We start from the raw sequence: 19239 nt of genomic DNA on the forward strand, positions 1-19239 counted from the left end.
GAATAAATAACTACCCCTCATTCAAACAAAAAAAGCAGATCAAAATGACCTGCTTTTGCTTGGGGTTTGTTCCCCATTCTGTTCCCCTATTTTTTCGTAACTGCGCGTGACACGTTGTCTGATGTGCCCATAAGGTCTGACCTACGCGTGTCATGCGAGCAGTTTCTGCACACCTCGTATTTGCGCCTTCATCCTCGCTACCTTTTGACACTTAAATGTTCACTCTATCTCTTAAAGGGCTTTTTCTATTACTCAACAAATCCTCCCCAATAGACATCATCCCTTCATTATGAGAACCACCCCACAAAGCTCTTCCATACACATAACTTGAAGTATACTCCTTCCAGGTCGTACAGAATTTTTTCAAACCCTGATAGCTTGCTTCCAAATATTGTTTAAGTTCATTTTCCGACAGATAGCCCATATCAAAACAACATCTGGCTATGAATGAAGCCCGGCCATAATTCCATGCTGCGTCTCTTGTTTTCTTCAGTGCAGCATAGTTTTCAAACACCCCATCTTGTGCCGTAACTTCCGGAATTACGTCTTTTAATTTCCTATAGATTTGGAGATATTGCTGGAAGCTGTCTTCGTCGCCGGGCAATCCGGATTTTAATATTTCAACATAGCGCTCATTATTCTCATACGCCTCATACACAACAGAAAGATAAGGGTCAGTGTTCCGCTCTATTAAACTGGCCAGTATTTCCCTTCCGTCTTCGCTGCTATAAATATCCCAATACTCTTCCAACAATTCCCTGATTTCGTCCTTACTTAACCCCGTCGTATAAGAGTTTAAATAGGCCGATTGTTGCGCGGCATACATGGAGCCTACCAATACAAAATCAAGTTGCTCTCCGTGTAGCGGTTGCTTATCATTTAGCTGCAAATCCGAAAAAGCCTTGAATAATTTCGTCAGAAAACCCATAAAATATCGGTTCGTTATAAATTAGAAAATCGAGATTTTAATTCCGCCAACAACCCCTCTCCCACTACCTGGTACTTGGCCCTGATCTGATGTAGTTTCATCAGATTCAACACATCCGATGGATCTACCGCATATCGTAATCGATCGTGAATTTCAAGCGTCATGGGTTGTCCGTCGATATCAAACGTGATGAGCTGAACTTTGGGCAGATCTGCTTCGGCTTGTTTTGCGTAAAATCCAAGTTGCGTTTTTAATACTCCGCCATCTTGTAGCCGGGCTTTTTCTATGCGAAAATTATCGAAGACCAGGTGCTCTTCTAAGTCACCGTCTGTATCGGCTGTAAGGAAATGCAAATCTTTGCCACTCAAAACCCAAAACGCATCGGTTTCTACCCGCCTGAGTTTTACCCCAACCGTTGACAGCGCTACATTTTTTAGTCCATCACCGATGAGGTCTTGAACTTTATCGGCTGTGCTTTGCGGTACAGACCCGGAACTGAAGGCATCAATGGCTTTGCCGCCCATCCAGGTCTTCAGAAAAGAAAAATCGCGGTTCAATAACTCATCTTTGTATGACGCATAATGCCCACGTTCCTGGTCAAGATTTATTTCAGCTTGTGCAGCACGGTGACGTTTTTTCATGATCACCATAACCACTAAACTTACAATAACTACGGCTACCGGCGTTAAAAAAATGGGGTCCATACAGGTTACGTTAAACGTTCGTAGGTCCTACTTCCTCTTCTTTTTTTGAAGGAATAACTCCCCAGATCATTGCCCCGATGATCAATAGCGCTACGAGTTTGCCTCCATACCGGGTGTAAAAAGACAACTTATTCAGGTCTTCCTTATTTAGCTTTTCTGCTGCTAAAATGGCATCCAGTTGGTCTTGGGGGATATCATAATACGTGTCTGATTGTGCATCATAGCCCACCAGTTTAGGTTCTTCGGTGACGTATAAGGGAAGAAAATAAGCAATGTTGAATTCCTTATGAAAGGTCGCCAGGTCCATAAAATTGCCATGTTCTACTTTAAATTCTTCGGTATCGGGCAAGTCATGCACTTTGTTCAATACTTCTCTTTCTCCAAAAGGAATTTTAAGTCTTGCAAAAACAGAAGTTGATGAAAGGGCAACTAGTAAAGCGACAAACAGGGGGCGGATCATGGCAATCATAGTGGTTTATAGGTTTAATTTAAAATCAATAGCTTAAGGGCATTTAGCCTAACCGTAATTTAGACAAAAACGAAAACGAGTCTAGCGTAGAATATCGACACCGTTGTAAACTCATCGCTAATTTTCATGCAACACTCCCGATATTCAGGGGGGTGTATGTTACGAGAGGAATGGGATAGCCGTATAAAGCCCTCCATTGTACTCAGGGATCGATTTAAAAATTGTTCTCTCGCAGCATTTTTTTGTGCTTCCGCTGCAATTGTGAAGTAAAGGTAGGGGACAGAATGAGGTCAAATGCAGGAGATTGATATCCGCGGGGGGTGGGTTGATATTCGCGTGGTGCGACGGGATATACGCTGGGGAAGGGAGTCATTGTCTCCTTGAAGCTTGCGCTCCTCTTATGCAGAACTAAAATAAAAAGGTCGAAAGCTGTTGTGTAGCTTTCGACCTTTAAATGACAGTTTATTCTTTTTAATCGGCTGTTCTAGTATCCAGGATTTTGTACTAAATATCCTGGTTGGCTAGAGGCACCGTCCATTGCTTTTTGAGGGATCGGGAACAATCTTTTGTGTGGATCGGCGTCGGTTTTGCCGGTCCAGGTTCCTTCGTATTGGCCGAACCGGATTTGATAGTTTCTTCTCAAACCTTCCCAGTACAGTTCAAATCCCGATTCGCGGAACAACGAGGGCAGATCAATAGAAGTCAAAGCCTGTGGTGTTTGGTCGGGGCGTGCGTTTCTGGAAGTTCTCAAGGTGTTGACATCGGCCAGTGCGCCGGTATTGTCGCCATTTCTCAACTTCGCTTCGGCTCTCATCAAATAGACCTCTCCCAACCGCAGCAAGACCAGATCAACGCTGCTGTAGGAACAGCAGTTGGTGGCGGTGTGGCTGAACTGATACTTTGAAAATCTATATCCGGTGTTGTGGAGACTACCCTGATCGGTAAAATCAACGTTGAGCGTGTGGTTGACATAGACCTTGTTTGCGTCGGCATCGTTTAGTTTGATCACGGGGTAGATCTTCACCGTTCCATCGGAGCAAGTCAATATGTTACCGCTCTTGTCTTTGCGGGGGCCCCAGATCACACCGCGAAGAAACCCTCTGTTGATTTCAAACTTTGTAGCCGTTACGCAATAGTAATGGTCCGCATCGTTCGTCGGGTCAACGCCGGTCAGATCTTTAAGGTTATCGGGTATGATCGTATTTTCCTGATAGAAGCGGGCATCTGCTTCGGCAGGATCCACGGGAGTATAGGCATCGACCCAAGTCTTAATAAATTCGGGGGTAGCTGCCGCTGCATCGGTTCCCCGGGTGTTCGGGAATTCGGGGCGTGGGATCAGGGCACCGGATATCGGCCAATAGGCCCATCTTTGCTGGTCGGTTTCGAGTACACCTCTTTGGTCGAGTGCGAAGATCAATTCCGTGTTGGTATGGTTATCGTCGTTGAACAGTGAGAAGTACTCGGGGGCCAATGTATGCGCCCCACCGATGATACTAGTTGTGTACTGTATAACTTTATCCATGTCCTCCTTCTTAAAGGCAGGCGTTCCGTAGGGATCGCGATAAACGGCAGCATTCAAATACAAACGTGCCAGCAATGCGCTCACGGCATCTTTCGTAAACCTTCCCGGGTTGTTGGAATTGCTCATCACATCCACTACCGACAAAAGATCACTTTCGATATAGTCGATTGCTTCTTGTCCCCTGAGAATTACGGATTGCTGATCGGCAGTCTCTTTTTTGAAAGCAACACCCCAGTTGTCGAGTGCCAACATGTTGAGGTATGCTTTCACGGCGATCATTTCGTTGAGCGCATCCTTAGCGGCTGTATTGCCTTTGTCAACTTCCGGCTTCAATCTGTCTAGCGCCACCACTGCCCTCTGCAGACATAATGTGATAGCGGTCCAGGAGTCTCCAACCAGGGCGTTGCTGGCGGTTGCCAGGTGTTGGTGAATGGCTATGTATTTGCCTCCGTCATACCAGTCTGTTCCGCCACGGTAAGGAAGGATGGCCTCGTCGGAGGCGATCTCCTGAAGACCAAAATTGACCGTGTGCATCCATACCTGACGCATCATACCATAAACCGGTGCGATCGAGCCGCTGACAACTTCTGCCTGGCCTGTTCCGGTGAGAGACTCATCCAGAATTTGTTCATCCAACGACGTGCAACCGAAGAATGCCAGTAAAATAATGATCGGTAGTGCTTTCTTATATCTTATATTTTTCATCTGATTTCTTTTTCGAAGTGATACTAAGCGAATTGTTGTTTTCCTTTTAGAATGTCACGTTAAGGCTGATCAAAAATGTTCTTGCTTTCGGATAGGTAAAATAGTCTATCCCGAAGGTTTGAACTTCGCTGATGGCCGATCCTGTGTTGATCTCAGGGTCAAATCCGGTATAATTGGTGATGACGAACAGGTTTTGACCGGTTAGCGACAAACGGGCGTTCCGGAATATGTTCGACAGTCCGACTTTATCGGATGTCAGGTTGTAGGAAAGCGTTGCATTGTTCAATCTCAGGAAAGAGCCACTTTCCAAATATCGCGTGGATACGGTATTGGCGTTGGTCGTCGATTCTTCAGGGTACTGAACAGCAAAATCCGTTGTGTTGTTGGACTTAGACAATTGCGCCTTGGTGAACAGGGTCATGGCGGTGTGGTTGTAGATCTTGTTTCCGGCCACGCCATTGAAGTTAATGCCCAGGTCGAAATTCTTGTATTTAAAGTTCAGGTGATAGGCATAGATGAACTTCGGAATAGCACTACCGACCACGGTGCGGTCGTTGTCGCCAATTGAACCATTGCCACTCACGTCTCTGAACTTGTTAAGACCGTCGGCGCCAATGCCATCAAATTGGAACATATAGAATGCGCCAATGGGCTGATTATTGATATAGCCGTTGATGGTGGCACCGGTTTGTCCGGAACCTTGGGCCGCTCCGGTAGTCAACACCGTATAGGGCGAGTCTGTAACCTTGTTTTTAATGTAGGTAACGTTACCACCGATGGTATACGAGAAGTTGCTGCCTGCATTACCATTGTAATCCAACCCGAGCTCGATGCCATTGTTATGGATCTTCATGTTTTTGGCGTTGGTCCAGGTGACGTCCGAATTCGAAACGGGATCTGGCGGAGTAACTTTCGCCAATATGTTAGAGGATTGCTTGTTGAAATAATCTACAGTACCACTCAGCCTATTGTTAAAGAACGCGAAATCAAGGCCTACATCGATTTGTTCAGATGCTTCCCATTGCAGGTCGGGGTTCGCCAAACGCGTATAAACAATGCCGTAAGGGTAACCTCCGATGGCCGTTGCGCTCGGATCCAAGGGATACGTGTTCAGACTTTGCGCACCGGTGATCAAGCGATCTTCCGAATAGCTGGCTTGACTGAGCTTGGCAGGAATCTCCTGGTTACCGGTTTTACCCCAGCTTGCACGAAGCTTCAGGTTGTCGATACCCGAGGTAGCCATAAAATCTTCTTTGGCGATGTTCCATCCCAGGGCAACGGAGGGGAAGGAGCCATATTTTTTGTTAGCCCCAAACTTGGAAGACCCATCGGCACGAAGGGTGGCCGTAAACAAATATTTCTCGTCGTAGGTGTAGTTCACTCTTCCGAAGAAGGATTGCAACTCGTTCTTCGTGGCATCGGCCGTTACCGTTGTCGGGTATACGGCTGAACTGGTTTGGTCCTGGTATTTCGGTTCGATGTTGTTGTTGGCGAAGCCGGAATAGGCAAACGTTCTATTTTCGATCAAAAAGCTTTGGTAGGAATGTCCCGCCAACACGTTGAGGCTGTGAACGCTCTTGTGCCAGTTATAGTTAAGCGTATTCTCTACGAGCTTGTTGGTGTTTGAGTTGATGGACGTGGACAATGTGCCCTGCGAAACGTTGTTCTCATTTACAACAGCCGGAAAGGGCTTGTACTGCTGGTCTCTGTTTGTAGAGGAGTAGTCAACACCCAGGTTCAGCTTATACACCAGGCCGTTAAATAATTCTATTGACGGTGCAATGCTCGCCAGAATGCGGTTGTTGAGGGCCTTGTCGCTGAAAAGATTATTCCTTTGCAGAGGATTCAGCGCATTCGTTGGCAATAGCGTCGGGCTGCCGTTGGTGTAGGCCGGAATGGTAGGATTCAAACTCAGCATGTCGCTGATGGTAGAATTGATGCTGGGGCGTAAGTTTTCGGTGTGAGACGCCGTCAGGTTATAGTCGATATTCAGTCTGCCGTTGATGGCCTTTTGATTCATGTTCAGCTTGCCTGAATATCGTTTCAGGTCGCTATTCTTTAATATCCCTTCCTGATCCTGGAGGCCTACAGACGCATAGTAGGAAAACTTCTCGCTGGTCGCTCCGCTCATATTAAAGTCGAACTTCTTGGACAGGCCGGTTTGCGTTAATTCTTTTTGCCAGTCGGTATTTCCGCCACCGTCGTACAACGTTCCACCCTCGGCCGGAACTTGCATGCGAAACTCGTCGGCGCTGAACACCTTTATCTTATTGGATAGGGAGGACCAGCCTGTCGACACGGAAGCATTCATTTCCGTTTTTCCGGATTTTCCTCTCTTCGTCGTAATTACCACCACGCCGTTTGCCGCTCTGGCACCGTATATGGCCGCAGCGCTGGCATCCTTCAGCACGTCCATGCTTTCAATATCGGAAGGGTTAAGAAAGTTTAGCGGGTTGGTGTCGAGGCCTTGTGTGGAATTGTCGAGCAAAAAGCCATCGATCACGTAGAGGGGCTGCGTTCCGGAACGGAAGCTTCCCATACCACGGATAATGACATTTTGAGCAGCACCGGGCTCACCGCTCGTCGTGGTGACGTTTACGCCCGAAACTTTTCCTTGTAAAAGCTGCCCCGGATTGGTGACAACCCCCTGGTTAAAGTTCTCGCTCTTTAAAGAAGAGACTGCACCCGTGACGTCAGATTTTTTCTGCGTACCGTAACCCACCACCACAAGCTCCGCTAAAGTCGACAAGCTTGAGGTCAATGACACGGAAATTTGCGTCTGTTCTCCCACGGCAACTTCCTTTGTTTCCGCCCCAACAAAGCTAAACACCAGGATAGCATTGGGCGACAACACATTGAGCCTGTAGTCACCATTCGCGTCGCTCACGGTTCCGTTAGTGGTTCCTTTTTCCAGGATGTTTACTCCCGGCATCGCCGCGCCCTCTTCATCTTTTACATTTCCAGACACTACGGTTCCTTGCTGATACATGTAACCTTTCGCCCATACGTCTTGCGACTGTAGGGTGACAAAGGACAATACCCCCACTGCCAAAAAGGACTTTAAGCCCAATGCCGGCAGTTGGCGCCCCACACGGAGCATTTGATACAGATTTTTCATAGAAAAGTTTTAGAAATTATGGATGGTTGAATGAGTTTTCCATTGTAAGCCGTCTCCAGGCCAAATGAAATTCAAAGTAAAAGAGAAATAGAAAGGGGAAAGAAAACTCTCCGTTAAGCTTAGGTTAGTGATCCACTAAGCTTTGAGAGATTAATTAATGAAGATTTCACGCAGGGCGCGGGTTTCATTTGAAAAAACAGTTACACCTTCGTTGAGATCTCCATTCAAATAACCTGCATGCGTTCGCAGAATTATTTTCGTTGCCGTTTCAGGAACGGGGGTTTGTTCCCGGATGACTTCCAAGCCAATCTTGGGCTTGCCCTGTGCCTGCAACATGACGATAGGTATGAAGTATGCGGAAGTGGCGGGATCGATCCCGCAATACGATACACACTTTCCAGGCGTGCTCCTTCACCACTAAAGGATTGATCTCACGCGGCCTTTCAAAACCTCGTGGATGTTCCGTTCAAAGTCTCGAAATGTCACTGCTTTTGGAAAGGCGTAGTTAGCGCCGTTGGAAACAAGCCTGCTCATGGTGCTGTCATCCATGGAGGTGGAGAGGATGGCAACGATCGATTCATTATAGCTAACTCTCCTTCGGATCTCCTTCAATACTTCCTCCCCGTTCATCTTGGGCATATTGTAATCCACAAAAATAAAATCTACGGGTTCGCTTCGCGTCGAGAGGAAGTGGAGCGCATCTGACGGATATGAAAAATTGAAACAAGCAGCGTCTATAAATGACTCGATAACGTCCTGTAGTATGTCCAAGTCGTCTTTATCGTCATCGATCAGTACGGCCGTTTTCATAACGAAAATTAATAAGCAGAATAATTTTTGTAAAGCGGGAAAGCGCAATTTTTTTAGCGGGTAACTTGTTATCGCGCCGTTAACCCCTCAACCCTTGATCAATAGTCCGACTTCACCAACTTCCCTTCCGGGCTCACGGTACCAGTCCAGGGAAGGCTTGTACCATTGGGCGTCGGATAGATCTCGCCGTAGATTTTCACCGGGCCGCCTTGCATCAGTTCCATGCCTTTGGTCATGTAGGTGGCATTCGGATTGGGCAGATAATTGAACTGCGTATCGTAGATCACCTTTCCGTTCCCGTTGACCAGGGCCAGCCTGCCGATGCCGTATGACTTGGGGTGATGGTAGTACATGAAATAGACCACACAACCACCGTCTGGTGTAAGGATGTGCATGCCCGATGAACTGATGGCTTGTTTAACGGTGGGGAGCTTTACTTCCCAGATCTTCTCACCGCTGCGCGTCAATTTTGTGATCACTTCCTCCGAGGTTTCGTCATCAAGCCAGCGGCTGCCGGTGACGATCACGTTTTTGTCGGACGTGATGGTTACGGAAGTAGCATTGCCCATGTCGTATTGCGGCGGATTGAGTTCGATGCCGTTTTTGCCGGCGTACAGTTTACCATTCGCAATGGTTTCGGCCCGTTCAAGCCGCTTGGCCACGGAGCTTCCGGGTTCATTGGGCTTGATGTTTTCCGGCAGGCGGTGAATGAGCACGGCCGTGGCGTGGTTCAGCGTATCTTTTGGATCGGTTGTCCGCGAGATCAGCAGGCGGCCGTCCATGATGGCTTTCAGTCCGCGCGACATTTCCGGCTTGCTGTACAGATCGTCCAACATGACGGACGTGATCAGTTTCAGGTCGGTGGCACTGCGCACATCATACACCTTTCTTGGACATTTCTCTTCATCATAATCCACCAGGAAGTAGTTACCCGATGGGGCCAGGAAGAAATTGAAGATGGTGGTGGTTGATTTGATTTGCGCCACAGGTTTGCCCGTTTCCAGTTCGATCTTCACCACTTCCCCGGTTTCGTAGCTCCCCAGGATCATGTACTTCGAGTCAGGTGTGATCACGTGGCCGTAGGGTACATCCGGGATCCGGCAGGTCTTGTATTTCTTTTTCTGCGTATCAATGATGTATGCCACCGGCTGGGCATCCTTAGCGTCTTTAGGATATGATCTCCTCCAGGCCTTGTCGCCGTATTCACTGAGCACGAGCCAGCGTCCGTCCGGACTGATCATGGTGTGATCGAGGTGGAGGTAATGCTCCCGTTTTGGCATGTCCAGGGTGAACAGCGTATCCACTTTCCGCGTCTTCAGGTCGAACCTGGCCAGGTCATAGCGCGTTGGCTCGCCCGTTCGTGAAGCGTAATCCACCCGGTGTGTGATGGCGTAGTAGTAGTAATTTTCTTCCCGGTCAGCGCCCATCGGATAGAAAAAGTGGAGATCGTCCACCTTCCCCAGCGACACCAACTCAGACCACTGTCCTTTTTCGTGATCATACTGACAAGCAAACTCGCCCGTATTCTTGTAGTTCACCCGCCGGTCAAACTTCACGGTTGAAACTTTCCCGTTGTAATGGAGCACGTCACCGTTAAAGACCGTTTTCATGGCCAGCACTTCCCTGTGGCTCGCCGGGAACTTGTCCATCGGCACGACCAGGTTCGTCACCTTCATCGTTTTGTAATCCAGCATTTTCAGCAAGCTGGCCCGCGTGCCATCCGCTTGTTCCACCGTTACCCGTCCCAGTTGAAAGTAATTCGGACTGTTGATGGGCGAAAAGCTGGACGAGAAACCGGGCTCCCTTCCGATCACTTCGGGCTTAATGATCTCGATGTTCCAGGGGATCTGGGCGTTGGTGGGCGATGCCAGCGATAGCATTAAGAGTGCAGTGGATGTGGCCTTCAGAAGATTCATGCTCAGGTAATTTCGGTATTTTAGACAGGGTTAGAGCAAGGGTTTTGCCAAAAGTTGGGTGCTTCTTCAGGCGTGCCGCAACCCCTCGGACCCTTCTCCATTTTCGTGTTTTCCTCGTTTTTCCTTTGACGTACCCGCCCGAAAGACAATATAAGATTTGACGATTTTGGCGGCTAATTTTAAAATTATTTCAATAAATAGGGCAAACGGCCAGAGATTCTCGGCATCGTTTGCGGCCTCCATGAATTATTTGTAACTAGGCTATGCAAGAAACCCTAAACCTCTGAAAAAGGCATTTGCCATATTCTTCCTGTCGATCTTCCTGTTCAACATAGGAGGATACTACCTGGTCTATTGGGTGGCCAAATCCCGGGCGCAGAAAGATCTTCTCGTTCGCCTGGATGCAGACAATTATTCATCAAACGACCTCGTGGTCTTCTCCGTCCCTACCATTTCGCTTCCTTACACCTTACAACAACAGGGCTACGAAAGGGTGAATGGCGAATTTGAATACCAGGGCGAGTACTATAGCCTCGTGAAGCAACGCCTTGAAAATGACACGCTGTTTATGGTGTGTATCAAGGATCATCATCAGAAGAAACTGGTCAAGGTACTGAACGAGTATACCAACCTGGCCAATAACTTACCCGCAAGCGCACACCATACCCTGGATTCCTTCGGAAAACTATTTAAGGACTACACGTCTGCAGAATCAGCGGCTATATCCGCCGGTGCAGGTTGGTGTATCCTACTTTCCTCCTTTGTTGAAAAAGACTATTCGCTGCTCCAGCGCAATGAGCCTGTGCTCTCCCCTCCTCCCCGAGGCTAGCCATCTCCCTCACCTTTTCACTGCGAAAAGGTCTATTCTCTTTATATGACAGTAAATTTCAATTGGTCTGATCCAAGGGTTTGATCCGCTTGGTACGATTGCAATTTGTTGTCGTCTTTACTAATCAAAATCTTATTCCATTTGCCAAAATTTTACTCCAATGAAAAAATATATACAAATTTCAATGCTCTTGTTTTTCATCTGCACCGGCGCTGGCGTTTTTGCCCAGGGTTGTGTGGCTGTTCGCGCGATGGGCGGCATTAACCCCTTGTCCGCTACGGGTTATACCCTTCCTAAAGGTCATTTTCAGATCGGAACAAACTATCGCTATTTCCATTCCTTCAGACATTATGTAGGCACAGAAGAACAAACGCAACGCCAACATACCGGCGGTGGCTTCGACGCAAACGGAAATGAAAAAGGAAACGCTGTCAATATCTATTCACACGCGATCGACCTCAGCATTTCCTATGGTATCAGCGACCGTTTCCAGGTGAACCTGGTGATCCCTTATGTTCACAATGAACGTTCGCAGGTATTGGCCACCAAAAAAGATCCCGCAACCGGTCAGACCTTAGAAGGAACCCGCTACAGTGTGTATGCTCAAGGACTCGCCGACATCCGGATGAGTGCAAACTACTGGGTATTTGATCCTGCCACACATCAAAACGGAAATTTGATGGTTGGCCTTGGTGTGAAGCTGAACACGGGAAGTCATTCCAAAACCGATGATGCCATTGCATTGGATCCTACGACGAAGCAGGTGATCACACAAAATCAAACGATGGACCAGGCCATTCAGCCCGGCGATGGTGGCATTGGCATTTCCGTTGAAATGCAAGGATTCAAACAAATCTACAAACGCATCTACGCTTTCGGTACCGGCTATTACTTGTTCAACCCCAGAGAATCCAATGGCACTTTCAAGTCAGCGCCCACCGTCGTAAAGGATGCAAATGGAAATGTCCTTGGAACGCTGACGGGCTACAATGTTTATGCTTCACCGGATCAGTACTTTGTACGCGCAGGCTTCATGACGGCTGTTGGAAAGAACAGAAACGTGACATTGTCTGCTGCCGGAAGATTTGAAGGCATCCCCGCCTATGATGCCTTTGGTGGACAGGTTGCCTATCGCAGACCCGGCTATGTTGTCGCCGTCGAGCCTGGCGTTTCCTATCGCAACGGAAAGCATAGCGTAAGTTTGTTCGTGCCCTTCAACCTGGTGAGAAACCGCATTCAAAGTGCCGCCGACAAAGCCAATCAAAACCTGCAAAACTCTGTGATCACGGATGAATCACAAAAGGTTCATGTGCAAGGTGATGCTGCCTTCGCTGATTATTCCATCAACGTGTCGTACTACTACCGGATCGGTAAGTCGTAGTAGTTACCCCAAATGCAAGACCCTGTCACGCTGTGCGAGAAATCGCACAGCGTTTTTTTTGCGTTGATAATAGATTGATTTTCATAATTTTGCCACATGGCAACACGAAGCGTATCCAACGTTCCAGAATCCATTACAAAGGATCTGAAGCTGAAAGGTTTTAAGATACACGCATTACCGGAAACTGCAGATCTATCCGCTGCGAATGGCCGGCACGCGGTCGTTCAGGGAAGGCGCGATTTTTATAAAATGGGTTTGGTAACCGGTGACATGACTCTTTATTATGGTGATAGGTTGTTAGAAATAAAGGATACCGTTCTGTTTTTTGTCAATCCCAATATACCTCATTCTGTTGTGCGTCATTCCAAAAAAAGAAAAGGCTATGCCTGTCTTTTTACCGAAGCATTTATTGCCAGCAGGGAGCGAACCGAGATCTTGCAAAATTCCCCGTTATTCAGGTCTGATGGAACACCCGTCATTCAGCTGGACAAAGACCAGGCTGCCTTCATGACCGGACTTTTTCAAAAAATGCTCTCCGTATACAGCAGCAATTATCGTCATAAGGACGAATTGCTCAAGAACTGTTTAGCCCTCATCATTCACGAAGCCTTAAGAATTCAGCCGCCACAAAACGGACGGCAACACAAGAACGCGGCCACCAGAATTGCCTGGTTGTTTATGGAATTACTAGAAAGGCAATTCCCCATCGATAACACAGAACAGCCGCTCAGGCTCAGGACGGCACAGGACTTTGCCGGGAGCCTTTCGGTCCATCCAAACTACCTTAACCGCTCCGTAAAGGATGTTACCGGCAAACCCACCTCTGTACATATAGCAGAACGTATCACCGCAGAAGCGAAAGCCCTTTTACTCTATACAGATTGGAGTGTGGCCGACATTGCCCATGGCCTGGGGTTTGAATATCCAACCTATTTCAACAACTACTTTAAACGGGTAACCGGTGTTACTCCCCAATCGCTCCGGAAACGAAAAGTTTGAAAATCATACTTTATGGTTTGATTCTCGTTAGCGTGGAACTCCGCCCTATGTGGAACTTTGCCTCATAAATTTTAAATAAAAAGTATGAGAGTTTTAGTAACAGGCGCCACCGGAAAAGTAGGCAGCAGATTTGTTTCACGCATTTTAGCGAAAGGCCATGACGTTCGCATCTTAGTGCGCGATGCTGTAAAAGCATCGGCATTGGTTGAACTCGGCGCCAAGGTTGTTATCGGGGATTTAAATAGCCCGGATACTTTACCTCCCGCTGTAAAAGATATTGACGCGGTGATCCATATCGCTGCATTCTTCCGAAGCTTTACCGACAACGAAGGGATTATAAAGACAAATCACGCAGGCACCGTAGCGCTTGCCCAGGCATCCATTGCTGCAGGCGTCAAAAGATTTATTTTCACGAGTACCGGCAATGTCTATCGCCCGGACAACCAACGGCCTTCAAAGGAAGACGATTCGCTTGACATGAATGACCCCAGGGCATACTCGTCCAGCAAAATTGCAGCAGAGAATGAACTCCTGGCGCTTCATAAAAGAACAGGCCTTGACGTACGGGTACTGCGTCTAGGTTTTGTTTATGGTGATAGAGATCCTCACATCGAAGAGATCATACCTGTATTGAAAAAATGGAAACGTCACTCCGGGTATAGAATGCACATGGTACATCATTTAGATGTTGCCCAGGCGTTGACGATACTGCTTCATACCGACGGGCTAAATGGTGAAATATTTAATGTGGCAGATGATGCACCGATTAGCTTATATGAACTTGTTGATTCTTTTGGGCTAGCCGGTGATACTTTCGATCCTACAGAAGGGCCATTGGCTAAGCCTTTTGAAGGGATCATGGACATTTCAAAACTTAGAAGCATGACCAATTTCAGACCACTGGTGCCGAGTTACTATGTAGCACGTGATCTGGATATTTTGTAGCGTCGAGTGAGGCGCTTGGCGAAATCCTTTCGATGATCCCGGTAAAGGGTGGGCTTCAATGCCTCCGTTCGCTACATTCGCTACGCTCACTTCATTTGTTTAAAAGGATTGGCCGGGTGAGGCACGAAAGGAACCGACTAGCTTGAAGTCGGTTACTCTAAAGCTGCGGGAAACCGGCGGACTTGTCCGTCGTAAAGGTCGCCAGAAATAGAACGCAGGCACGAAGAGAAATTGGAAAGGTCGCCTTCGCTAAAGCTACGGCGACCGAAGGCGGGATTACCTGCGGTGATCCCGGTATGGGGTGGGCTTCAATCCCATAAATGCCCCGTTTGCTGCGCTCACGCTATTTTTGTTTAAAAGAAATTTTGCTCGAGTGAGCACGAAAGGAACCGACTAGCCTAAAGTCGCCTACGCTAAACCCGCGGGGACTGGCGGACTTGTCCGCCGTAGGTCGCCAGAAATAAAGCTCACACACGAAAAGACAGGTAAGTTAAAATGAAAAAGGTCGCCTTCGCTAAAGCTACGGCGACCGAAGGCGGAGAGGGCGGGATTCGAACCCGCGATACCCTTTCGAGTATACACACTTTCCAGGCGTGCTCCTTCAACCACTCGGACACCTCTCCATTTTGGTGTTTTCGATGTTTTTCCTGGAAACGGGACGCAAAGAAATCAATAAAAATCGCAGTTTCCAAACCTCACGAGGTCAATTCTCCGGCCAGGGAGAGACCAATCAGCTCGCGGGTGCGTTCGGGGCCGTATTGGCCTATTAAAAGCATCAATTTGGAGACGGCGGCCTCGGTGGTCATGTCGGCGCCGCTGATGACTCCAATTTGTTGGAGGCGTTTGCTGGTTTCGTAGCGGCCCTGGAGCACGCGACCGCCCGGGCATTGGGAAATGTTGAGGAGAATGATGCCTTGTTCGATGGCAACCTGCAGCTCTTCGATGAGCCACGAGAGCGTGGGGGCGTTGCCCGAGCCATAGGTTTCCACCACGACGGCTTTCAGGCCTGGGATGGTCAGTATAGCGTTGACCACCTGGCGGTTGATGCCGGGGAAGAGTTTGAGGATGGCTACGTTGGTTTCGAAAGTGTCGCGCAATTCGAGGCTGGTGGACCGGGGGGTGGAGCGGATCACGGAAAAGTTATAGTCGATCTTCACGCCGGCTTTGGCCAGGGGTGGATAGTTGCCGGAGTCGAAGGCGTCGAATTGCATGCTCTCCACTTTCTTGGAGCGGTTGCCGCGCAGCAGTGCATAGTCGAAGTAGATGCACACTTCGGGCACGAGGGGAATGCCTTCCTGGCGGGCCGAAGCAATGTCGAGGGCGGTGATGAGATTTTCGCGGGCGTCCGAGCGGGGTTCGCTGATAGGGAGTTGGGCGCCCGTGAAGACCACAGGCTTGCTCAATCCTTCCAGCATGAAGCTGAGGGCCGACGCCGTGTAGGCCATGGTGTCGGTGCCGTGCAGGACCACGAAGCCGTCGTGGTTCGCGTATTGGTCGCGGATGATGTTACCGATGAGACGCCAGTGCTCGATGTCGACATTTGACGAATCGATGGGGTGTTCGAACGAAACCGCCGTGATCTCGAGGGCGAGGTTTTTCAGCGTCGGCAATTGTTCGAGGATGTAGGGGAAGTTGAAGGGCACGAGCACGCCTTCGCGGTCGTAGGTCATGCCGAAGGTTCCGCCGGTATAAATGATCAGGATGCGGGCGCGCGACTTGCCCGGCAGCGCGGTATTGATGCTGACGGTGTTGAGGTTCATCATACGGAAAGGTTGAACAGGGCGAGGGCGTTACGGGTGGTCATGGATCGAACGTCTTCCAAGGGACATTTTTTTACGGTGGCAATCTTGTCCGCCACCAAGGGTATATACGACGGCTCGTTGCGTTTGCCCCGGTGCGGCACGGGGGCAAGATAAGGACTATCCGTTTCCAAAACCATATGATCGAGGCTCACGGCTTCCAGCACGGGCTCGAGTCCTCCATTTTTAAAAGTAGCCACGCCACCGATGCCCAGGTAGAATCCCAGTTTGATGATGCGCTCGGCCTGCTCCACGGTGCCGCCGTAGCAATGAAAGATCCCCGAGAGGCGTCCATCCTGAACCTTCTCCACCAGGTCGATGGTCTTGTCCAAGCTTTCGCGGCAGTGGATCACGATGGGGAGGGAATATCGCTTTGCCCATTCGATCTGCACGTTGAAAGCCTCGACTTGCTGGTCCCAAAAGGTCTTGTCCCAATACAAATCGGTGCCGATCTCCCCTACTGCGGCAAATTTTCGTTTTGAAAGCCAGTTTTCCACGAGGTAGAGCTCGCGTTCGAAATCCTTCTTCACCGAACAGGGGTGCAGGCCCATCATCGCGATGCAGGTTTGGGGTGAGCGGCTTTCGAGTTCCATCATGCGGTCGATGGACGTGTGGTCCACGTTGGGCATGAAGATCTTGCCGATCTGCTGCTCCTCGCACCGGTGCAGCATGTCGGCGTAGTCTTTTATAAAATCCTCGTGATAGATATGGGCGTGCGTGTCGACATAAAAATTCATGCCGCAAAAGTACAAGTTCTCCGGGAGGATGCGCGCTTTGGGGTGGTAAGAAAATTGACGGATCTCCGGTTAGGTATTGTCTATGCACATATTGCGCATTATACATAGTCTTGTGTATGATCAGGGCTAAAGCCCGGGTGGGAATTACGTTAACCCAGACCTAAGGCCCGGGTTATTCGGTAGACAAATAGGTTATAACAAATACTTCCGGAAGATGATGATGCCGATCACCACGGCCATACACGACACCACCAGCACGGCGCCGGCGGCGATGTCTTTGATCTTGCCCGCCAGCGGCTTTCGTTCCAGGGTGACCAGGTCCACCAGCGACTCGATGGCCGAGTTCATCAATTCCAACCCGATGACCACCCCAATGCAGAGGATCACGATGCACCATTCCTCGGGTGTGATGCTGACATAAAACCCGGCACCAATCACCAACAACGCCACGGCGATCTGAGCCTTGAGGTTGCGCTCGCCGGAAATGGCCGACGATATCCCTTGAAAGGCATAGACGAAACTTCTTAAAAGGCTTTTCATATTTTTTTTGACAATGATGTAATCGAACAAGCAAACGCAACGAACGACATCAAATTACTTCCCATCAACAAGTTCTTTTTGCCTTTGAGGTTTACCCAACGATTCAAATACGCTATCCAACGTGCCGGCTAACAACGCAGGGTCTGCGGGAGACTGTGTGAAGCCCTTATACTTTTTAGATTCCTCCAACGCGACGGCGAGGTTGAACCGGTGTTGTTCCTGCATGAAGGCCACGCCTTGTTTCATGAGTCGGGCCGCCAGGTATTCCTGTTCCGTCTGGCCTGGGGTGGGAACAAAGATCGCCCGCTTCTGCAAGGCACTCAAATCCATCACCGTACTGAACCCGCTCCGCGCAATGACGCACGATGCCTGTTCCAACACGGTTTGTAGCGCCGCCCCGGAAAGGAAGTTAACACAATTATCATTGGATTGCTCCTCCGCGGCAGCAGGAAGTCCCCGCACCACAAAATATCTCAGACCCGACGCCTTCACCTGCGGCACCACGATGTTCTCGAACACAGTGCGTTGCGGCTCGGGTCCGGAGAAGACACAGACCATGTCGTACATGGTCTTTGCCGTATGCGTTGGGATGAATCTTGATTGCGGGCCGATGTAGCGGACTGCATAGTTCGCCTGGTGTCTCCCAAAGGTGATCAAGTCTCCGGCCAGGGCATGATCGCCGGGAAAGTCGGGGATCCAGCATTCGGTGAACTTCCGGATGAAAGAATGGTTGATCCGGCGGATCCACGGGGCCATCCAACCAAAGCGTTTTGGCATGAGGATGTTGCTTTGATGCGTAATGAATATGCTGGGCGCCGACGCGGTCCAGCAGCCATAACGGTTGTCGGAAATGACGAGATCGAGGGCGTGCTCCTTGACATAGCGCTCCACGCAGGCATGCTCTTCACGGATGGCGCGTCTGAACTTTGAAAGTTGCCGGGCCATGCTCCAGGCCATGCTCCGCGTTGCAGGGTATGACGGTTGATAGCCGGGTAATTCCAGGAAGGTGAGTTGTGGAAACTCTCTCTCCAGGAGTAAGCGGGAATCGCCGCTGCCGGCAATAAACACTTCGCAGCCTCTTCGCTGCAACTCACGGATCAGCGGGATGCAACGGGTGGCATGCCCGAGGCCCCAGTCCAGCGGCGCTATCAGTACGCGTTTGGTCACGAAAGTGTTTTGAATTGAAAACCTTGTTGCGTAAAATGATCGAGCACGCGCGGCAACGCATAGGTCATGTTCCGTTCGGCTTTGAGGCTGTCGTGGAAAACGATGATGGAGCCGGGGCGTATGGCGTTGATGGTGTTCTTCAGACAACGCTCGGCGCTCAGGTGCCGGTCGTAGTCCACGGAAAGCACGTCCCACATGATGATCCGGAAATCGGCAAGTGCTTTTATTTGGCTTCGGGTGATCCGTCCATAGGGAGGACGAAAGAGCGCCGGCACTTTGGTGTACCGGGCCATTTCTTCCTGGCACTGTTTTATGTTTTGCACATAGTCGCCACGATTTGTTCTCCAGCCATTCATATGATTGAAGGTATGATTGGCCACCGCATGTTCCTTGGCAACCACGTGTTTGAAAATGTCGGGGTGCTTCCGGACGTTATCACCAATACAAAAAAAAGTAGCCTTGGCGTTGTGCCCCGCGAGCGTGTCCAGTACAAATTCTGTAGGGCCGGGAACGGGTCCGTCATCAAAGGTCAGGTACAATTCCCGCGATGCGTTTTCTATTCTCCAGGTGAGCGAAGGATACAGGAAGGGAAGCAGCGAAGGTGTCCGGTGAAGCATAGATCAAATCCCGATATAAAATGACCGACCATGACCGGTAGTATGCCTACCGT

General features: G+C 49.4%; 17 protein-coding genes and 1 tRNA gene. 4 read left to right on the top strand and 14 right to left on the bottom strand.

Annotation, left to right across the window (positions count from 1 at the left end; translation table 11 throughout):
- Positions 1–211 precede the first annotated feature (211 nt).
- From D4L85_RS31085 to D4L85_RS31120, 8 genes are all read right to left on the bottom strand, one after another.
- Positions 212–928, bottom strand: coding sequence for a DUF1266 domain-containing protein (locus D4L85_RS31085; protein ID WP_119758014.1), 717 nt, complete (start codon positions 926–928; stop codon positions 212–214).
- A gap of 14 nt (positions 929–942) precedes the next feature.
- Positions 943–1632 carry a hypothetical protein gene (locus tag D4L85_RS31090; RefSeq protein WP_119758015.1) on the bottom strand — a complete coding sequence of 230 codons (690 nt, stop codon included), beginning with the start codon at positions 1630–1632 and terminating at the stop codon, positions 943–945.
- A gap of 10 nt (positions 1633–1642) precedes the next feature.
- Complete coding sequence (locus tag D4L85_RS31095) at positions 1643–2101, bottom strand: hypothetical protein (protein WP_228450686.1); 459 nt, start codon at positions 2099–2101, stop codon at positions 1643–1645.
- A gap of 484 nt (positions 2102–2585) precedes the next feature.
- The gene (locus D4L85_RS31100; protein ID WP_119758016.1) at positions 2586–4328 is read right to left on the bottom strand and encodes a RagB/SusD family nutrient uptake outer membrane protein; all 1743 of its coding nucleotides are present in this window, start codon (positions 4326–4328) and stop codon (positions 2586–2588) included.
- A gap of 46 nt (positions 4329–4374) precedes the next feature.
- Positions 4375–7446, bottom strand: coding sequence for a SusC/RagA family TonB-linked outer membrane protein (locus tag D4L85_RS31105; protein ID WP_228450687.1), 3072 nt, complete (start codon positions 7444–7446; stop codon positions 4375–4377).
- 150 nt (positions 7447–7596) lie between these two features.
- Positions 7597–7782, bottom strand: a complete 186-nt coding sequence (locus D4L85_RS31110; protein ID WP_119758017.1) for a hypothetical protein — start codon at positions 7780–7782, stop codon at positions 7597–7599.
- An 81-nt stretch (positions 7783–7863) separates the two neighbouring features.
- Positions 7864–8256, bottom strand: a complete 393-nt coding sequence (locus D4L85_RS31115) for a response regulator (protein WP_119758018.1) — start codon at positions 8254–8256, stop codon at positions 7864–7866.
- Between the two features lie 98 nt (positions 8257–8354).
- The gene (locus D4L85_RS31120; protein WP_160144115.1) at positions 8355–10172 is read right to left on the bottom strand and encodes a YncE family protein; all 1818 of its coding nucleotides are present in this window, start codon (positions 10170–10172) and stop codon (positions 8355–8357) included.
- Positions 10173–10530: 358 nt separating this feature from the next.
- On the opposite strand from D4L85_RS31120, the gene D4L85_RS31125 reads away from it, so the two are divergent.
- The 4 genes from D4L85_RS31125 to D4L85_RS31140 all read left to right on the top strand — a co-directional run bounded on the left by D4L85_RS31125 (position 10531) and on the right by D4L85_RS31140 (position 14326).
- Positions 10531–11001, top strand: coding sequence for a hypothetical protein (locus D4L85_RS31125; protein WP_119758020.1), 471 nt, complete (start codon positions 10531–10533; stop codon positions 10999–11001).
- A gap of 160 nt (positions 11002–11161) precedes the next feature.
- Positions 11162–12382, top strand: a complete 1221-nt coding sequence (locus D4L85_RS31130; RefSeq protein ID WP_160144116.1) for a hypothetical protein — start codon at positions 11162–11164, stop codon at positions 12380–12382.
- A 96-nt stretch (positions 12383–12478) separates the two neighbouring features.
- A complete protein-coding gene (locus tag D4L85_RS31135; protein ID WP_119758022.1) occupies positions 12479–13381 on the top strand; it encodes a helix-turn-helix domain-containing protein in 903 nt (300 codons plus the stop codon).
- Between the two features lie 84 nt (positions 13382–13465).
- Complete coding sequence (locus D4L85_RS31140) at positions 13466–14326, top strand: NAD-dependent epimerase/dehydratase family protein (protein WP_119758023.1); 861 nt, start codon at positions 13466–13468, stop codon at positions 14324–14326.
- A 536-nt stretch (positions 14327–14862) separates the two neighbouring features.
- Here D4L85_RS31140 and D4L85_RS31145 read toward each other — a convergent pair.
- From D4L85_RS31145 to D4L85_RS31170, 6 genes are all read right to left on the bottom strand, one after another.
- Positions 14863–14949, bottom strand: a tRNA-Ser gene (locus D4L85_RS31145).
- Between the two features lie 72 nt (positions 14950–15021).
- A complete protein-coding gene (locus tag D4L85_RS31150) occupies positions 15022–16089 on the bottom strand; it encodes an asparaginase (RefSeq protein WP_119758024.1) in 1068 nt (355 codons plus the stop codon).
- Complete coding sequence (locus D4L85_RS31155) at positions 16086–16862, bottom strand: TatD family hydrolase (RefSeq protein WP_119758025.1); 777 nt, start codon at positions 16860–16862, stop codon at positions 16086–16088. Before D4L85_RS31155 ends, D4L85_RS31150 begins: the two co-directional genes overlap by 4 nt.
- A gap of 192 nt (positions 16863–17054) precedes the next feature.
- Entirely contained in the window at positions 17055–17402 is a 348-nt protein-coding gene (locus D4L85_RS31160) for a diacylglycerol kinase family protein (RefSeq protein WP_119759018.1), read from the bottom strand.
- 54 nt (positions 17403–17456) lie between these two features.
- A complete protein-coding gene (locus D4L85_RS31165) occupies positions 17457–18569 on the bottom strand; it encodes a glycosyltransferase (protein WP_119758026.1) in 1113 nt (370 codons plus the stop codon).
- Positions 18566–19186: a polysaccharide deacetylase family protein gene (locus D4L85_RS31170; RefSeq protein WP_119758027.1), complete on the bottom strand. Its 621-nt coding sequence runs from the start codon at positions 19184–19186 to the stop codon at positions 18566–18568. Before D4L85_RS31170 ends, D4L85_RS31165 begins: the two co-directional genes overlap by 4 nt.
- Positions 19187–19239: the final 53 nt, after the last annotated feature.

The organism is Chryseolinea soli, assembly GCF_003589925.1.
GTDB lineage: Bacteria > Bacteroidota > Bacteroidia > Cytophagales > Cyclobacteriaceae > Chryseolinea > Chryseolinea soli.